17 protein-coding genes are annotated in these 18,035 nt (G+C 40.6%); 2 read left to right on the top strand and 15 right to left on the bottom strand.

Going from position 1 to position 18,035, the window contains the following annotated elements:
- Positions 1–125: 125 nt before the first annotated feature.
- Together B2866_RS11600 and B2866_RS11595 are read right to left on the bottom strand one after the other, a co-directional pair.
- The gene (locus B2866_RS11600; RefSeq protein WP_296194407.1) at positions 126–1,415 is read right to left on the bottom strand and encodes an adenylosuccinate synthase; all 1,290 of its coding nucleotides are present in this window, start codon (positions 1,413–1,415) and stop codon (positions 126–128) included.
- Positions 1,416–1,597: 182 nt separating this feature from the next.
- Entirely contained in the window at positions 1,598–2,914 is a 1,317-nt protein-coding gene (locus tag B2866_RS11595) for an ATP phosphoribosyltransferase regulatory subunit (protein ID WP_296194405.1), read from the bottom strand.
- Positions 2,915–3,413: 499 nt separating this feature from the next.
- Here B2866_RS11595 and B2866_RS11590 point away from each other — a divergent pair, with 499 nt between their 5' ends.
- Both B2866_RS11590 and corA read left to right on the top strand, forming a co-directional pair.
- Complete coding sequence (locus B2866_RS11590) at positions 3,414–3,803, top strand: DUF2237 family protein (protein WP_296194402.1); 390 nt, start codon at positions 3,414–3,416, stop codon at positions 3,801–3,803.
- Positions 3,804–3,942: 139 nt separating this feature from the next.
- A complete protein-coding gene (gene corA, locus B2866_RS11585) occupies positions 3,943–5,166 on the top strand; it encodes a magnesium/cobalt transporter CorA (RefSeq protein WP_296194399.1) in 1,224 nt (407 codons plus the stop codon).
- Positions 5,167–5,288: 122 nt separating this feature from the next.
- Here the strand turns inward: corA and B2866_RS11580 are convergent, their stop codons facing one another.
- From B2866_RS11580 to B2866_RS11520, 13 genes are all read right to left on the bottom strand, one after another.
- On the bottom strand, positions 5,289–5,771 hold the full coding sequence (locus tag B2866_RS11580) for a phosphate-starvation-inducible protein PsiE (protein WP_369811320.1): 483 nt from the start codon (positions 5,769–5,771) through the stop codon (positions 5,289–5,291).
- Positions 5,772–5,878: 107 nt separating this feature from the next.
- On the bottom strand, positions 5,879–6,784 hold the full coding sequence (folD, locus tag B2866_RS11575; protein WP_296194394.1) for a bifunctional methylenetetrahydrofolate dehydrogenase/methenyltetrahydrofolate cyclohydrolase FolD: 906 nt from the start codon (positions 6,782–6,784) through the stop codon (positions 5,879–5,881).
- Between the two features lie 274 nt (positions 6,785–7,058).
- The gene (locus tag B2866_RS11570) at positions 7,059–8,501 is read right to left on the bottom strand and encodes a capsule assembly Wzi family protein (RefSeq protein WP_296194391.1); all 1,443 of its coding nucleotides are present in this window, start codon (positions 8,499–8,501) and stop codon (positions 7,059–7,061) included.
- Positions 8,502–8,622: 121 nt separating this feature from the next.
- On the bottom strand, positions 8,623–9,825 hold the full coding sequence (locus B2866_RS11565) for a DegT/DnrJ/EryC1/StrS family aminotransferase (RefSeq protein WP_296194388.1): 1,203 nt from the start codon (positions 9,823–9,825) through the stop codon (positions 8,623–8,625).
- A 13-nt stretch (positions 9,826–9,838) separates the two neighbouring features.
- Complete coding sequence (locus B2866_RS11560; protein ID WP_296194386.1) at positions 9,839–10,480, bottom strand: HAD family hydrolase; 642 nt, start codon at positions 10,478–10,480, stop codon at positions 9,839–9,841.
- A complete protein-coding gene (locus B2866_RS11555; protein ID WP_296194384.1) occupies positions 10,473–11,438 on the bottom strand; it encodes an ATP-grasp domain-containing protein in 966 nt (321 codons plus the stop codon). Before B2866_RS11555 ends, B2866_RS11560 begins: the two co-directional genes overlap by 8 nt.
- Positions 11,435–12,040, bottom strand: coding sequence for a sugar transferase (locus B2866_RS11550; protein ID WP_296194382.1), 606 nt, complete (start codon positions 12,038–12,040; stop codon positions 11,435–11,437). Before B2866_RS11550 ends, B2866_RS11555 begins: the two co-directional genes overlap by 4 nt.
- Positions 12,041–12,095: 55 nt before the next feature.
- Positions 12,096–13,259, bottom strand: a complete 1,164-nt coding sequence (locus B2866_RS11545; RefSeq protein ID WP_296194380.1) for a hypothetical protein — start codon at positions 13,257–13,259, stop codon at positions 12,096–12,098.
- The gene (gene wecB, locus B2866_RS11540; protein ID WP_296194378.1) at positions 13,259–14,389 is read right to left on the bottom strand and encodes a non-hydrolyzing UDP-N-acetylglucosamine 2-epimerase; all 1,131 of its coding nucleotides are present in this window, start codon (positions 14,387–14,389) and stop codon (positions 13,259–13,261) included. Before wecB ends, B2866_RS11545 begins: the two co-directional genes overlap by 1 nt.
- Before the next feature lie 10 nt (positions 14,390–14,399).
- On the bottom strand, positions 14,400–15,512 hold the full coding sequence (gene wbjC, locus B2866_RS11535; RefSeq protein ID WP_296194376.1) for a UDP-2-acetamido-2,6-beta-L-arabino-hexul-4-ose reductase: 1,113 nt from the start codon (positions 15,510–15,512) through the stop codon (positions 14,400–14,402).
- A 2-nt stretch (positions 15,513–15,514) separates the two neighbouring features.
- Complete coding sequence (locus tag B2866_RS11530) at positions 15,515–16,555, bottom strand: polysaccharide biosynthesis protein (protein WP_296194375.1); 1,041 nt, start codon at positions 16,553–16,555, stop codon at positions 15,515–15,517.
- Positions 16,556–16,573: 18 nt separating this feature from the next.
- The gene (locus B2866_RS11525) at positions 16,574–17,413 is read right to left on the bottom strand and encodes a glycosyltransferase family 2 protein (protein WP_296194372.1); all 840 of its coding nucleotides are present in this window, start codon (positions 17,411–17,413) and stop codon (positions 16,574–16,576) included.
- Positions 17,414–17,446: 33 nt separating this feature from the next.
- Complete coding sequence (locus tag B2866_RS11520; RefSeq protein WP_201574559.1) at positions 17,447–18,019, bottom strand: IS630 family transposase; 573 nt, start codon at positions 18,017–18,019, stop codon at positions 17,447–17,449.
- Between the last annotated feature and the right edge of the window lie 16 nt (positions 18,020–18,035).

The raw sequence follows: 18,035 nt of genomic DNA, 5'->3' as shown, positions 1-18,035 counted from the left end.
TTTTATTTTGGATTGACTATAGTAACAGTAAGCATTTTATAGATATTCTTAAAAAACTCTCATAAAAAAACCTCCACTGCGTTTAAACAATGGAGGTTATCATTAATAAATAGCTGTTTTACTAATTAAGCATCATACGGATCGCGTAATACAATCGTTTCTTCACGGTCAGGGCCAGTTGAGATGATATCAACTGGACAACCAATCAATTCTTCGATACGTTTGATGTAAATCTTGGCGTTTTCTGGTAGGTCATCATAGCTTGTGATACCAACGGTTGACTCGCTCCAGCCTTGTAGTGTTTCGTACTTAGGCGTAACTGACTCATAGAATTCAGCATCATGCGCGCCTGCACACTCAGTCTCAGGTAAGTTATAACCGACACCGATTAATAGCTCTTCTAGACCGTCTAATACGTCAAGTTTGGTCAAGCAGATACCCGACATAGAGTTTAGTACCACAGCACGGCGTAGGGCTTCAGCATCGAACCAACCACAGCGACGCGCGCGACCAGTGGTTGCACCAAACTCATGACCCACTTTGGCCAAATGCGCACCAACATCATCAAACAATTCAGTTGGGAACGGACCACTACCAACACGTGTGGTGTACGCTTTAGTGATACCCAATACATAGTCTAAATATAATGGACCGATACCTGTACCAGTCGATACGCCGCCCGCAGTGACGCTTGAGCTGGTCACAAACGGATAAGTACCGTGGTCGATATCAAGTAACGTCCCTTGGGCACCTTCAAACATTAGGTTCTTGCCAGCAAGACGTAATTGATTGAGGTCTTCGGTGACATCAGTAACCATGCCTTTGATTTCCTCGCGCCACTCTTGGCAAAGCTTAAAGGTTTCATCAAAATCAATGGCATCAACTTTATAATACTGAGTCAGTTGGAAGTTATGATATTCGATTAGATTGCGTAGTTTCTCTTCTAAGTCATCACGGAATAAGTCAGCAAGCTTAATCGCACGGCGTGCTACTTTATCTTCATAAGCTGGGCCAATACCGCGACCTGTGGTACCGATTTTACCCGTGCCGCGCTTAGCTTCGCGTGCTTGATCAAGCGCGACGTGATAAGGCATAATCAATGGACAATTCGGTGAAATACGTAGGCGCTCACGCACTGGCACGTTCTTGTCTTCTAGCTCTTTCATCTCTTTTAATAGAGCGTCAGGCGCTAGCACCACGCCATTACCGATGAAGCAAGTCACGCCTTCACGCAAGATACCTGAAGGAATCAGATGTAGGATGGTGGTTTTGCCATCGACAACTAAGGTGTGACCGGCATTATGCCCGCCTTGGAAACGTGCAACGGCTGAGGCTTTTTCGGTCAGTAAATCAACGATTTTACCTTTACCTTCATCGCCCCATTGGCTACCCAAAACTACGACATTCTTACCCATGATTAATCCTTACCTTTATGTATTGAGGTGTGTGCAACAATAATTTTAAAACAACCTAGCAAAACTTAATTAGTACTAAGAAATGATATGTTATTCACTGTCTGTTTTTCAAAATTTAATAAATAAGCTTCAATAAATAAGCCTTATTCAAACTGATTGTGAGCGTAACGGTTTTTTTAAATTTAAACCGCTTCTAGCCGCCACTCATTATCTACAAAGTTTAAACGGTGCGTCAGCGCTGCTGGACGGTCATCAGCCGTTAATGGCATCGTGACGCGGTAACCTTGCTGACGTAAGCTTGTGACCTGTTGCAATAGTATTTGCATTTGCGTTTTATCAGTATCAGCCTGCTGTAACGCTTGATAATCAACCAGTACAATAATCGGTGACTCAAGCTGCGTATGCGCCAACAAACGGCTGACATCCATACTAAAGCCTGTCGCTTGACGTGGCTGCTTTACGCTTAATTGACCAACACTTTGCATACCATCAAAGCGCCCACCACGCACCAGCGGCTGGGTTTCACTATTGATATAGCCGTTAAAGATAATACCGGTATGATAATGATAGCCCGACAGTTCGGTCACATCGATACTGACTGGCGTCTGCCACTGCGTTTCTAAATGGGCTTTTAGACGTTGTAGCTCATCAACAGCCGTCACGATGTGCGTATCTTGCTTGGCAGTATCTGACAGCGTTCCTAATAACTTTGCCATATCATGACCAAAGCGCGCCAATGCGTAAAAATCATTACCCATTGTCAGTAACTGACAGACACGTTTTAGCTCTGGTAAATTTTTATTGGCATAAAGGTGCATCAACTGCTCAGTGTCATTATCCGACAACTCAGCCAAGGCCGCCAAACGCTTAAATATCGCCACATGACCCAAGTCAATATGTAGCGCTGCGCTCATATCTAAGCTATTGACCATACTAAACAGCACATCTATCAGCTCAATATCAGCTGCAAGCTCGCCGCAACCAAATATCTCCGCACCGAGTTGTAGCGGTGTACGTGAGCCAAACAATCCTGAAGGCAACGTATGAATGACATCCCCTGCATAGCAATAACGCGCAATCCCTTGACCGCCGTGATGGGCATCAATACGCAAAATCTGTGGCGTAATATCGGCGCGCACGCCCATCAAACGACCAGTCAGCTGATCGATAATCTTAAAGGTTTGGCGCTTTAAGTCTTCTGAAGCTTCACTCAATAATGATTCGGTAAACTCAATCATTGGCGGATTGACCAACTCATAGCCATGACTAATAAGCTGCTGGATCAATTGATGCCTCAGTACTTCTTGCTTATGGGCATCTTCAAACAGCACATCGACGACCCCATCAGGCAGCAGCCAGCTGTTATTGGCAACGTCACTGGCAAAGTTGTTGAGATATGGCAGACCATTAGCGGCAGCACGGTTATCAGCAGGCTGAGTCGCCGCTGGTTTCGTCGTATTTGACTGGGCAGGTTTTGCAAAATCAGAACTGACAGACACAATGAATCCTTGTTTGGCGTAGCGCTTACCAAAAACGCGGTACTGATGCGGTACTAAAAGGTCGTATTTATAATGGCAGTGATATAAGGCGTTTTGTATTTTTGACGCGCAACATCACCGACCCAATTATCTATAAGCAAACTAGGTGACCGCAAAAGGGTGAGTAATAAGTATAATTTAGGATGATAAGACGAGTATCTTTATGCGCTAAAATTTATGCGATAGAAAACTATGATAAATAATCAAGGCACTTTATGCTTTAGTTTAGCATAGCAGCCAAGCTTCGCCTAGTGACAATTGAACCCAATTGCCATCTAATTATTTTGCGAACGGATGATGTAATGAACTCATTGTCTCCTAAACTTATTCTTTAACAAAGAAACAGCCTGTCTTATAAACCGTACTTAAACCTTGTAAAGCGTTTATCATCTGTTGCTTGATAACGCCTTATCGCTAGACTCATGTTACACTAAAGCATATTTTTATCTCGGAAAGCCTTATGTCATCTGATTACCACCCAAACCCTGCCATTAACCAAACCAACGTTCTTGGTACTGCACTCGCCAGCTGTTGTTTTGACCCTATTACTGGCTATTATCGCAATGGCTTTTGTCATACCGGCAACCATGACGTCGGTCAGCATACTGTATGCGCGAAGATGACCAGCGAATTTTTAAACTTTTCTGCCAGTCGCGGTAATGACTTGATTACGCCGCTGCCTGAGTATGGGTTTGCTGGCCTGCAACCTGGTGATTACTGGTGTATCTGCGCACTACGCTGGGTTGAAGCACTAGACTTTAATATTGCGCCGCAAATAAAGCTCGAAGCTTGTCACGAAAGCTTATTAAGCTTGGTGGATATCGACACGCTAAAACGCTATGCATTGTAGTTTGCGAAGAAGCAATATACAAAAAGGTGAGGGACATAAATTAATAGGCAAAAGATGTTTTAGGCCTATGTAACAATCTATTTTATTTCACGTTTATTTAACATTTATTTAATATTAGCCACCGACTAAAGGAGAAGGTATGAACCAAGATGATGACCTGATTGTCAAACCGACAACGCGTATCACACCTGACTCTAATGTCAGCCTTATCGACCCCAGCATAGGCGATGAGCGCTCTTATCTAGACAATTATGCCAGCTACGACAGCTATATTTATGGCGATGCCGATGCGACGGTCGAGGATACGATTGAGACGATGACCGTCTATGACCCCGACTCTGAGCGCTATGAAGATATCGATTTATCGAGCGATGACGAAGTGGTCAATTGCTACGCCTACTCGCGTAAAACCGGCGAAAAAGTCAATAAAATTGGCCTAAACGATGTCAGCCGTGCTTTAAGTAATAGCGGGCAATTTATCTGGCTCGGTCTTTATGACCCAAGTTTAGAAACCATGGTAAAAGTGAGAGATGCCTTTGAGCTGCACGAGTTGGCGATTGAAGATGCCTTTGCTGATCATCAGCGCGCCAAGGTTGAAAACTACGACAATGACATGATATTTGTGGTGCTGCGTACCGCCAAACTCGAAGACAACGTCATTCGCTACGGCACCACGGCGATATTCATGGGCAAAAACTATCTGATTACCATTCGAAATGGGCCGTCGAACTCTTATGCGCCGGTGCGCGAGCACTGCCATCGCCGCCCAGAAAAGCTGCGCATGGGTCCTATTTTTGTCCTACATGCCATTCTCGATTTTATCGTCGATAACTATATGCCGATTACCGATCGCTTAGGCAGTTATCTGCGTGAGCAAGAACGCAATATCTTCACCTATGAGTTTAATAAAGAAACGCTTAGAAATCTTTATGAATTAAAATCGCAGCTGGTGCATATGCGTGCGGTAATTTTACCCGTGCAAGATATCTGTAGTTTCTTTATTAATCACAATAAAAGCGATTTAATATCGCCATTTTCTCATGCTGCGAAGCCTTATTTTCGTGACGTCAATGACCATTTACTACATTCTTTAGATGCGATTAATGGCTTAAATGAAATGCTTAGCGTGGTGATGAACACTTACCTTGCCATGGTTAATATGGGACAGAACGAGGTAGTACGTAAACTTGCGGCTTGGGCTGGTATTTTGGCCGTACCGACAGCAATTGCTGGCATCTATGGCATGAACTTTGACTTTATGCCAGAGCTACATTGGGAGTACTCTTACCTTGTTATCATGGCCGTTATCTTCTCGCTCTGTAGCTTTTTATACCTTAACTTTAAACGATTGGGCTGGCTGTAATTTAAGAGAATTTCAGATAAAAAAAGGGCTGCCATTTAATTGGCAACCCTTTTTTATTAAAAACCATTTATTCGAAGCAATTTATTGAAAGCCATTCAACAATGATGTTTTTTGAAAAGACCTTATTTACGATAAGGCTTACTATCAACGCTTGGCAGATGATGCTCGGTACTACTTATTTGATGGTCATCCAAATAATCTTCTGGTCGCCCAAACATCTTCGCCGTCCACGTTAATATCACAATTGACGCACTCAGTACCATAATGGCAAATGAAATCGTTGCCAATAGCCACAGATGAAAGTTATCCGATACCGCCTGCACATCGACCACCAAATGGCGTGATAAAGCGGTAATCGCAATAAATATCAAAAACTGCACCGGCAAACGATGCGTTTTAAAGTAAATCCCAATCATAGCGAGCAGCTCAAGATAAATGAACAGCAATAAAATATCTTTTAAATCTGCTGAGCCTTTTTGCACAATAGAAAGGAACTCTTTGCCAGCCGTCCAAACCACCACCACACTGATTAAAAATAAAATAATATAGTGGCAGATATCGACAAACTCACGACCGATATGCTGCATGCGCTCATGGATACCCATATGTGACTTTGCTACATCGATATTATTGCTTTGATAGGCTTTATTATTTTTCTCTGTCGATAGCTGTTCAGATTGCTGTTCTGGTTTTTGCTCTGACAGCGTCTTCATTAGCTGACTGCACTGTTGTCTAAACCAGCAGATTTTTCGGCCGCATCAACGGTTTGGCGAATAAGGGTATTAATGGTCATAGGGCCAACGCCACCTGGAACTGGTGTATAAGCGCTAGCGATATTTTCTATACCTTGCAGCTCGATATCACCAACGCCGCCATTATCCGTTGGATGGAAACCTGCATCGATCACCACCGCGCCTTCTTTAATCCATTCCGCTTTAATCAGTTCAGGTACACCCACTGCCCCAACGACGATATCAGCACGCTTAATATGCGATTCCAAATCTTGCGTTCTTGAATGGCAAATCGTTACCGTACAGTTGGCATTTAATAGCATCATCGCCATTGGTTTACCTAAGATAGCACTACGACCGACGACCACTGCCTCTTTGCTTGCAAGCTCAATATTATTGTGCTCTAGTAAATGCATGATACCTTGCGGGGTGCATGAGCCATAAGCGGACTGCTGCATCGCCATACGACCAAAGCCAAGACAGGTCACACCATCGACGTCTTTTGCCAAATCAATCTGCTCAAAGCAAGCACGCTCATCGATATGAGCCGGTACTGGGTGCTGCAGCAAAATACCATGCACGTCTGGATTGTTATTAAGCTCATCTATTTTCGCCATCAGCTCTGCAGTCGTCGTCGCACTTGGCATCTCAACCCGAATAGAATCCATGCCGACACGTTTACAAGCATTGCCCTTCATACGCACATAAGTCGCAGAAGCAAGATCGTCACCGACCAATATCGTCGCGAGGCTTGGAGTACGGCCTGTTTTCGCTTTAATAGCGTCTACACGCGTACTCAGCTGCTGTTCTATTTGTTTAGCAAGTGCTTTACCGTCCAAAACGGTAGCAGATCCTTGGGCAGTTGACGTAATAGACGCAATTGACATAGTAACTCCAATAAAGGGTGCGATAAAAAATAGGGTGCGATAAAAAGTAAAGACAGCGCCTGCATTATCTTTGCATGCCTGTCTTATGCTCGGTCAATTCTTTTTGACCGTTGATTGAGACTGATATTGTACCTGTCTGAGCTAAGAAATCCTAGCACCCTATTGACAGTAAAGACTTTAAAAACAGTAAACTCACTATAAAAAATCGGCCTATTAATTATAATAGACCGACTTTTTATGTTCGAAAACTTCCTTAAACTGATTAAACAGTCATTTAATAAGTATGAAATTCTATACCTACGCCTACCCCAACATCAGTGGACTGGATATCAGAGTCGACTGCCCACAGTCTACTAGATATCAGCGTCTTTGGATTGTACTGATGCTCCCAAGCCACATCTATAGCAGTCAACTTATCAGTCGTTGGAAACGCTTGATTAATAGCTTCATCCGCTTGATTCACCTTGGCATGTTGTACTTTTGCATTAATAAAATTACGGTTATCGAGCCATAAGCGACCACCAAGTGCGATACTTTCCGCATCACCGCCTAGTGCATAGCCTAATGGGAAGCCTTGCTGATAATAGCCGTCGGTATAAATACTATGATCATAAGAGATACCACGTACCTCACCACTAGTTCGAGTATCAGTATACTCTGCATACAGCTGGTACGGTTTACCATAAGCAGCAGACGCATAATCAACACCGGCTAAATACATGTTTTTCGCTGGCAAACCCCCTGCTTCATCTTCACCCACGTACTGTGCATAAACACCTGCAGGTACATTCACTAATGGCGCTAAACTTAAGCGTGCATCGAAACCGCCCAACTGATTAGCAGGATCGCCTCGCTCGTTCCCACCATTATCTTTGGTTCCTAAAAGAGCATCAGTAAAGGAGCCAAAACTCTCTGGACGACCTTCACCGCCCCACATAAAGGTACGAGAAGCCCCGACTTCTAACCATTCCCAAGGACTAGCCGTCAGCCTTGCGCCAAACAGCTTAGCATCAGGAATTGCTTCATAATCTTCAAACTGACCGGCAAATAGCTGATATTGCCAAGGTCCGACCCACGATAAATATTGTGATGTCGGTGCAGCTTGTTGGTCACGCTGCATCGTAAAGCCTGTCACTGGTAAGCTTGCATCGCCTCGAATAAGGCTACCATCATGACCAGGTCCCCACCAAGTAGGGATTTTACCTGCTATTAACCACTGATTAGCAGCAGTGCCAGCAAGATATGATCCTTCAAAGCTAACATCTGAGCCATCTTCAATAAGTTTGTCATTTTTTACATTAGCTTGTAGATTAAATTCCCACTCTGCTTCGCTAAGTGACACGCCAACGCTTGCTTGTTGACCCGCCAGCTTATCATCAGCAAATTTTTGTGGTAGCTGATCTCTATCGGTTTGTATATGCAGTGCGGCCGACCCTTTTACCACTGAGTCGCGGTTTTGATTCAATCGCGTTTGTACCGACTGCAGGATCTGCTGCTGCGCTGGCGTCTGGGCATTAGCCGTATGTAAAGCGCGCTTGATCTCATTAGCTGTCAGTGGCCACGTACTGGTGCTAATCTGCGCGACCCCTTGAGTATTCAGCCAGTCAAGATCTGCCTTAAGCTTTAGATCGTTCATATACAGGTTTTGTGCAGATGCCAGCATTGACACTGATGATAAGACACCAAAACCCAATAAAATACTTAGCTTCTTGTACATGATCAAATACTCTTTGGTTAAAAGGGGTTTATTATAAAAGCTAATGGTTTATAAATGCTATCAGTCAAACGGCAATTTGCATTAACGTAACTAAATTTAACTTAACTCAACAACTGATATCTTATTGGTTATGTATATTCGCACATACGCTATCAATTGCTTGTACGGTTTGCTTAATCTCGTCTTCCGTTAACGTTGGATGCACGAGAAACATCAAGCTGGTTTCGCCAAGCTGCTTGGCGACTGGCAATCTGCTTTCAGGACGTAAACCTGTATTATCAAATGCTTTTTCGAGATATACTTCCGAGGCGGATCCTGAAAAACAAGGAACCCCTAAGTCATTGATCTCTTGAATAATACGATCTCGTGACCACTCTTTAGGTAGGTTATCTGACTGCACATAGACGTAGAGCTTATAATAGGCATGGGTCGAATCTGCAAACTGCGCTGATTCCTCTAATCTTGGTACAGACAGATAGCCTTTGGCTTCCCATTGTGCACAGGTATCTAAGATAGCTTGAGCATTAGCCGTACGTTTGGCGGTCCACTCAGGCATTCTCGTTAATTGAATACGACCAATCACTGCTTGCATTTCAGTCATGCGCCAATTGGTACCAAAGCTCTCATGTAGCCAGCGATAGCCTGGTGGATGCTCGGTCTCGTAAACCGCCGCGTAGCTTTTGCCATGGTCTTTATAAGCCCACATCTTGCGCCATAACTGCTCATCATTGGTGGTGACCATACCGCCCTCACCGCCTGTCGTCATCACTTTATCTTGGCAAAAGCTCCACGCACCAATATGCCCGATACTACCAACGCTACGACCCTTATAACGCGCACCGTGCGCCTGCGCACAATCCTCTATCACATATAGATTGTGCTTATCTGCTAGTGCCATGATGCCATCCATATCACAAGGCCACCCTGCCAAATGCACACAGACGATAGCTTTGGTTTTAGCCGTCAATACCGCCGCGATTGACTCAGGTGTGATGTTACCGGTTGCCTCATCGACATCAGCAAAAACAGGGGTTGCTCCCGCATTAACCACTGATGAGATACTCGCAATAAAGGTACGCGGCGTGACGATTACTTCATCGCCTGCGCCGATATCTAACGCTTGTAAGGCAACGTCTAATGCTAAAGTACCATTACCCATTGCAATGGCATATTTGCTACCAGCCCATTTAGCAAACTCAGTCTCAAACTGACGACACTCTTGCCCTGTCCAGTAATTTACCTTGTTGGATAATAATACTTGACTGACCGCATCAGCCTCTTTTTGAGTAAAGCTTGGCCAAGGTGAAAACTTTGTATTTAGCATAATAAATTCGTCTTTATGGGATATTTAAAAAGTATTGTATTTCCAACCATGATTCAAAACAATAATCAGGCTGATATTCATAAGGGAGTTCGAAATTCTGCTTATGTATGTTATTACCTTGATCTTTTAAGCATATTGTTGTCCATCCCATCTCTTTTGGAGTGATAAAATCTTTTTTTAAGTTGTCACCAATATATATATACTTGTTACCTATAGTTTCTGAAACAACTTTTTCAAAATTTGCTCTGCAAGGTTTTTCCGTTTTTAGCTCTTCTGATATCACTATAGTTGTCAATATATGCGTTAAGCCTAAAGCCCTGAGTTTATTTCTCTGAGTCTTAGAGCGACCATCAGTGACAATAGCTATTTCACCGTTCTCTGAGAAATAGTTTAAGACTTTGTCCACATTAGGATACAATTGAATATTAGGGATATGATATCTATACAAATCTAGCAAGTATTGCAGCTCAACATTATATTCGGTGACAAGAAAACTGAATACATCTTCGGAATTAATATACTTACTTAACATTAATTCATATAATTGATTATTATTATCTGACAACTCACTGGCTATGCTGTGATATGCAGATTTCAGATAATTTAATTCAGAATAGAGAGTATCATCTAAGTCTAAAACTAGAACTTTATTCATTATAATCTTCTACCAGAACTTCTGCATCATAACGTAACATTAGTAAGTTATCTTGCCAGCCATTGAATTTCTCAATACGCTTATTTAACATATATTCTTCTATTAACCATCTTGTATAATTAGCTCCTGACAAATAAGTCAATGGATAACCACCACCAAACCTAGGATTAATTTCAATTCCCTTAATCCTATTTAGTTTTTTATGTAAAAATACTTGAATAGTTAAGCAACCTTTAGCTCCTTCTAACTTAGAAAGATGTTTTTGAAATTCACTTACAATAAAATTATTCTTAGTTACACCTTTACTAACTTCACCTGCTCTAACAGCAATTCGTTGGCGTGGCACGACACATTTTAAATCAGAATGTTTGTCATAATAACAATCTACTGTAAACTCATCATAATCTTCGTTAGAAATATACTCCATGAACATAAGCTTCTTATTGTTTATATGTTCATCTTTTATATCTTTACTTGTAGAAGCAAGAAATATACCTTCACTTCTGCTTCCATCACATGGTTTAACAAATACTGGAAAAACTAAATTATCGACATTAAATTGCTCTGGAATCTCTATATTGTGTTCGACAAATAATTTATTTACTTTTCTTTTATCGCGGCATATTTCTACAAGTGAGTAGTCACTCACTATTATTTCAATATTATATTTTTTAAAATGTTCAATATTTAAGCTAAGAGTCTTTAGCTCTGTATCAATAGTAGGAATAATCAACTTTACATCGTTATCTAAACAAATTTTTAGTAAGTAATGTATATACTCATCATCCGTAACTTTAGGAACCTTAAAAGAACGATCAGAGATATGACATGCAGGAGATAACTGTGGATTTAAATCAGCAGTAAAAACTTTACTATCTTCAAAAAAGAAAGTTAATTCTTTTTTGAATGATTTAACTAATGATACTCTTTGACCTGCGGAGGTGATTAATATATTCATGAATATTCCTTTTTGTTTCCACTGAACTTGCTCATGGTTGCCTCACCTTCCTCACTAATACCATCTTTGATAACTACTTTTTTTACTGTCTTAAGTAATATCTTTATATCTAACCATAATGACTGATTATCTATATACCATGTATCGAGCTCAAATTTTTTATCCCAACCAATAGCGTTACGACCATTCACTTGCGCGTGACCGGTAATACCAGGGCGTACATTATGACGACGTGTTTGTTCTTTACTATACAGCGGTAGGTACTCCATCAATAATGGGCGTGGTCCGACTAAACTCATATCACCTTTGACAACATTCCACAGCTCAGGCAGCTCATCCAAACTACTATTACGTAGTGCTTTACCAAAATCGGTCAAGCGCTCGCTATCAGGCAAAGGATTGCCAGCACTATCTATGGCATCTTTCATGGTACGAAACTTAATCATCTCAAACGGCTTGCCGTCTAGACCCGGGCGTGTTTGACGAAATAGCACTGGCGAACCTAAGTTCTTTTTGACTTTATAAGCAGTGATGGCATATACCGGAGATAAAGCAACTAAGGCTGTAGTTGCAGCGGTGATATCGAAAAGGCGTTTTATCATTTTTAATGCGATCCTATTTTTGTTTTATAACACTTAATGTCATTACTATTAAATGTTATTCTCCTTGCATCATGATAATTTTCAAAGAGTCAGCATGAGATTGAGGGGTAAGCTCTTTAAGTAGTTCAGCAGTGATATTAAGTTCAGATGGTGAGCTTTTTTCGAGTTTATGAAACAAATCAACTAAAGACTCAATATGCGGTTCAGCGATATAACCAAGATTATTAGTTAACACCCATTCAGCAACACTAGTATCTTTTCCACAAACAGCTATCACCTGACAACCTGAGAATATATATGACGAAGATTTACTTGGAAAAGCATACTTTGTGACTTCATCCTCAATAGGCATCAGGCCAAAACTGTATTGATGCAATAAATTAGAAGCCTCATGAGCAGGCAGTACGCCTAGATAACTTACATTTTGATACTGAGCCGCTAACTCTTGAATAACATCGCTGTAAACACCGCCGCCAGCGAATACGAAAGGTAGTTTACCCCCCTCTTGAATATAACGTTTAATAGAGTCAAGCAATAATGGTATACGTTGTAATCTACCTGCATTGCCACAGTAGACAAATCCATTTATACGTTCAAGATTGGTGTTATGTGCTTGATTCGAATCTTGCACTGCAGGGTTAGATAGCAACTTAATATTTAACTGTTTACCTGTTCTTTTAGTAATATAGGACTGCATCTGTTCAGTTAAAGTAATAACAGTAGACGCTTTGGTGATTGTTTTAGTATCAATACGCTCTAACAATCGCGTTAAAAAATTGTTTTTACCCGTAACAATAGACGTTATTTCAGGATGAATATCTTGTAAGTGATATACATACTTCTTATCAAATAGTTGACAGTACCATCGTACGGCTAAAGGAGTAAATACCGGAGGGTTTGTAGCCACATAGACTTTATCAGGCCTGTGATAAACCAAACTTGTAAAAGTAAAACCTGTGAACAGTAGCAATTCAGATATTCTTAATACTATAGGGCTAGAGGAATCCGTTAAAGCAGGTAAAGTCAAAAACTTCACATCTTTACCACGTCCAGCGTTCTTTAGCTTTTTAGTAAACCCTTTATTAACTTGAGTCATCACAATAGGTTTAGCATCTTTGCTAAGTGATTCCGCTAACAACAATAAAGCTTCGCCAATAGCAGGATTCTCTGGCCAAAAGCTTCTACTAATAATGGCTATCTTTTCATTTTTGGCACTCATTAGTACTTCTTCCAAACCACACGATTAACATAATCAGTATAACTCAAAATAATCCTGACTACCTTCTCACTGACATTTGGCATACTATAATCATCTACCAAGCGCAATGAACGTTCGTCACCCCGTGCCTGCGACTCTAAAATATCTAAACCCTGTAAAATGCGTTTAGCAGTCAACCCTACCATCATTACTGCTGCCTCTTCCATACCTTCAGGACGTTCGTGTGCTTGACGCAAATTTAAAGCTGGAAAGTTTAAAATAGAAGATTCTTCGTTAATCGTACCGCTGTCTGACAATGCAGCTTTAGCAGATAGCTGCAACTTATTATAATCACTAAATCCAAGTGGCTTTAATAACTGCACAAGTGGATGAAACTTGATATTCAATTCTTCAATACGGTTACGAGTACGGGGATGCGTGGAAACAATTACTGGAAACTGATACTTCTCTGCCACTGCATTTAGCATATCAACTAAATCTAAAAAATTCTGATCAGAATTGATATTTTCTTCGCGATGAGCACTAACGATAAAGTATTGCTGTTCTTTAAGCCCTAACGTTTCTAAAATATCAGACGCTTCAATTTTGGCTTTATAATGGTTTAAAACTTCAAACATGGGACTGCCTGTTTTAATGACCAGATCAGCAGGTAAACCCTCGGCAAGCAAATAGTCACGCGCAATAGTACTATAGGTTAAATTAATATCTGCGGTATGATCGACGATACGGCGGTTAATCTCCTCTGGTACACGCATATCAAAACAGCGATTACCCGCTTCCATATGGAAAGTAGGGATTTTACGGCGTTTAGCAGGAATGACAGCCATACAGCTATTGGTATCGCCGAGTACCAGTAAAGCTTCTGGCTGTACTTCCTCTAGAACCTTATCGACGCCTATAATGACGTTACCGATAGTTTCAGCACCCGTTGCGCCTGCAGCATTTAAAAAGTGATCAGGCTTACGAATCCCTAAATCAGTAAAAAATATTTCATTGAGTTCATAGTCATAGTTTTGACCCGTATGGACAATTATGTGATCAAAATATTTATCACATGCCTGCATGACTCGAGACAGTCTAATAATCTCTGGACGTGTCCCTACGACCGTCATTAGCTTTAACTTATTCATAATACAACTCTTATTCTGTTATTGGCATGGCGTAAGTATCAGGTTTTTCGCGGTCAAAAATCTCGTTCGCCCACAGCATAACGATCAGTTCATCCTCACCTATATTGGTAATATCGTGAATCCAACCTGGTACGGTTTCGACAATTCGTGCTTCATCGCCATTCGTTGTTAAATCATAATATTCGCCAGTAATGATATGCTTAAATTTAAATAACGCATTACCTTTAATGACTAAAAACTTTTCAGTCTTACTATGATGATAATGTCCACCTCGAGTTATGCCTGGATGCGCAGTGAAATAGGAGAACTGACCAGTATCCGGTGTTTTAAGCATCTCTACAAAGACACCGCGCTCATCACCATGCCTAGCTACCGTATAATCAAATTGCTTAGGCTGTAAGAAACTTAAATAAGTAGAATATAGAGCACGGGTTAAACCAGTACCTACAGGCAGTGTTATCAAGGTGTCACGCGACTGTTTAAACTCTCGCAAAGTATCCGCTAGATCCCCAACCGTAATTTTATATTCTGGCTCAATGACAAAGTATTGCTCTGGTGAATAATGACCTTCAATCATCTGCCAAAATATCTCTACCACATCATCTATATAAACTAAACGAATAATGGCATCAGGATTATTAATTTGAATGGGTAAATCATTAGCGATATTATGGCAAAAGGTCGCTACCGCCGAATTATAGTTAGGGCGTGACCATTTACCAAATACATTAGCCAAACGACAGATATAGACTGGATTACCTTGATTGTTGTTTAAATCAATTAATACCTGCTCACCGCCGAGTTTACTTTGACCATAAGCATTGTCTTGCTCTGCTTGAATAGATGAAGATAAGATGATCGGAGTCTTTTTATTATGCTCTTTTAAAAGATCAGCAATCTTTTGTGTTAAAGTAATATTACCGTCTACAAACTCTTGCTCATTCAATGGACGATTCACCCCCGCTAAATGTAGGATCCAATCTGCTTCGATAACCGCATCTTTTAAATCATTTTCACTAGAGCGACGGTTAAAACACAAAACATTAACATTGCTTTGTTCGGATAAAAATTGAATAAGGTTTTTGGCAATAAATCCATTAGACCCAGTCACTAAAATATTCACAATTACGCCTCCGGATCAATATGTCTGCCTTCAGTCAAAGCACGGACAAACTCAAGCTTAAGGAGCAGTTGCTTCATACCTTCCACATCTAATCGCTCTGTATTATGGGAGTTGTAATCCTCAATTTCGGTGATATGCAGATCACCTTCTTCGACATATTTGCCATAGTTAAGGTCACGCTGGTCTGCTGGTACTCGATAATAATATCCCTGATCGATAGCCACGGCCATTTCCTCGCGGCTTAAAAGGGCTTCATAAGCTTTTTCACCATGGCGTGTACCCATAATGACAATAGGATGCTCATCAAGCTTCATCAGCTCTTTTAAAGCTTTGGCTAGCACTTCGATAGTGGCAGCAGGTGCTTTTTGTACAAAAATATCGCCATTCTCACCGTGCTCAAAAGCATATAACACTAAATCTACCGCGTCCTCTAACGTCATCATAAAACGCGTCATATTAGGATCAGTAATAGTTAAAGGCTTACCGTTTAGAATCTGATCGACAAATAGTGGGATTACTGAACCACGAGATGCCATAACATTACCGTAGCGCGTACCGCAAATAACTGTGTCTAAACCTTCTAAATTACGCGATTTGGCCACCATGACTTTTTCCATCATTGCTTTGGAAATACCCATGGCATTGATAGGATAAACGGCTTTATCCGTACTTAAGCAAACCACACGTTTTACTTTATTTTGAATAGCGGCTTCTAGTACGTTTTCTGTACCAAGCACATTGGTCTTTACCGCTTGCATCGGATGAAATTCACATGATGGCACTTGCTTAAGTGCTGCAGCATGATAAATATAATCCACCCCGCGGGTCGCACTAAGTAAGCTGTAGTAATCCCTCACATCGCCAATGTAAAACTTGAGCTTAGAATTGGCATATGCTATACGCATATCTTCTTGCTTTTTTTCATCACGGCTAAAAATACGAATTTCTGCGATATCTGTATCCAAAAAGCGTTTTAAAACAGCGTTACCGAATGAGCCGGTGCCACCAGTGATAAGTAATGTCTTACCAGAAAATTGTGTCATAGTTATGCCCATTATTTTTTAATAATAATTCTCAAGTAAATAGTTATAAGACTTTACATGTTCATTGGATATGAATCTATCTGCTTCACGCGAAGTAGCTCCATGCTCATTATCGTAGACTACAAGTTCTGGTTTATAAATTGTAGTAAGTCCTTTATTTTTAGCTTCCTCAGCAACAAAAACCTCTTCACCAAATAAAAATCTTGGATAGTTTACGGAAGCTTGTCTTTTAAAATATTCTTTCGTAAAAACCATAATAGATCCGTGCGCTGCGTACATTGAGATATTAGGATTATAAGTATGGTGCAAATGTTTATTCTTACCGCGCTTCTCAGCTTTCTTAACAGATAGCCATGTATAAGATTTATAAAACCATAAATTCTGAAATCCAAGACGTAACAACTTCATCTTTAATTTCTTGGGCCTTACGATAACTTTTGGATTAATATCCTCCTTAGTTAAATTAGATAATATAGAAGGTGCGACCACTCCAACATCCTTATTTATATTCAAACCATACATGTTATTAAAAAACTTAGAATCAAGCTGAAGGTCAACATTAGAAACTATAACATAATCAAAATCTTTAAAAACATTAAAATTATTTTTCTCTAAATACTTTAACCCCTGATAAAATGCAGGGAAATAACCAATATTTTCTAACTTTAGATAATTAAAATCATATTCTGAGATTGTATTTAATAATAAATCGGAATTACCTTGGGTGGAATTATCGCAAACTAAAACTGTCAAACACTCCATTGAAGGCATTTTTAGTTGAGCTTGTCTTATAGATTCAACCATCTTTATAGTATCTGGATAAGAATTGTAAGAGACACATATTATTGCGATTTTCATAAAACTCCTTTAAAAAAGTCAATTGTTATACAGTCAGTTCAAAATAAAATTGTTATGGTTAGGACAAACATCATAAAACAACTTGGATAAGTCATTTTCCAACCAGCCTTGGCGTAGAAACTTTACCTGAGCCCATTTTTTCTCGATAGGGTTCAGATCAGGGCTGTACGGCGGTAGCCAAAGAATACGATGACCATGCCTGTTCAGTAGCTTTTGAATGCGTTTATTTTTATGAAATCTGGCGTTATCCATCACAATCACGCATTTGGTTTTAAGACTTGGGATTAGCTTGTGTTTGCACCAGTCGTAGAATATGCTGCTGTTAATGTTGTGCTTAAAGTAATCTAGTGCAAACAGCATCTTTTCATACAGAGCACCGATAACGTTGGTTCGCTTTTTACCTTGCCAGTTGTAGCTATCGATACAAGGCTTACCAATCGGTGCATAACCATGAGAGCGAATGGTCTCGTGCTCAAAGCCGCTTTCATCCATATAGACGATGGGATAGCCTTGTTGTTTAAAGTTATCAAGCTTACTGTGGTATATCGCTCTTTTGATCGGACAGGCTTTTGGGTGTTCTAAGGTCTTTTTTTTGACTGATGCCAAGTCGCTTTAGGGCATG

Source organism: Psychrobacter sp. UBA3483 (assembly GCF_002377905.1).
GTDB lineage: Bacteria > Pseudomonadota > Gammaproteobacteria > Pseudomonadales > Moraxellaceae > Psychrobacter.
Note: the sequence above shows the minus strand (reverse complement) of the source record. Positions and strands in the feature narration are given on the sequence as shown.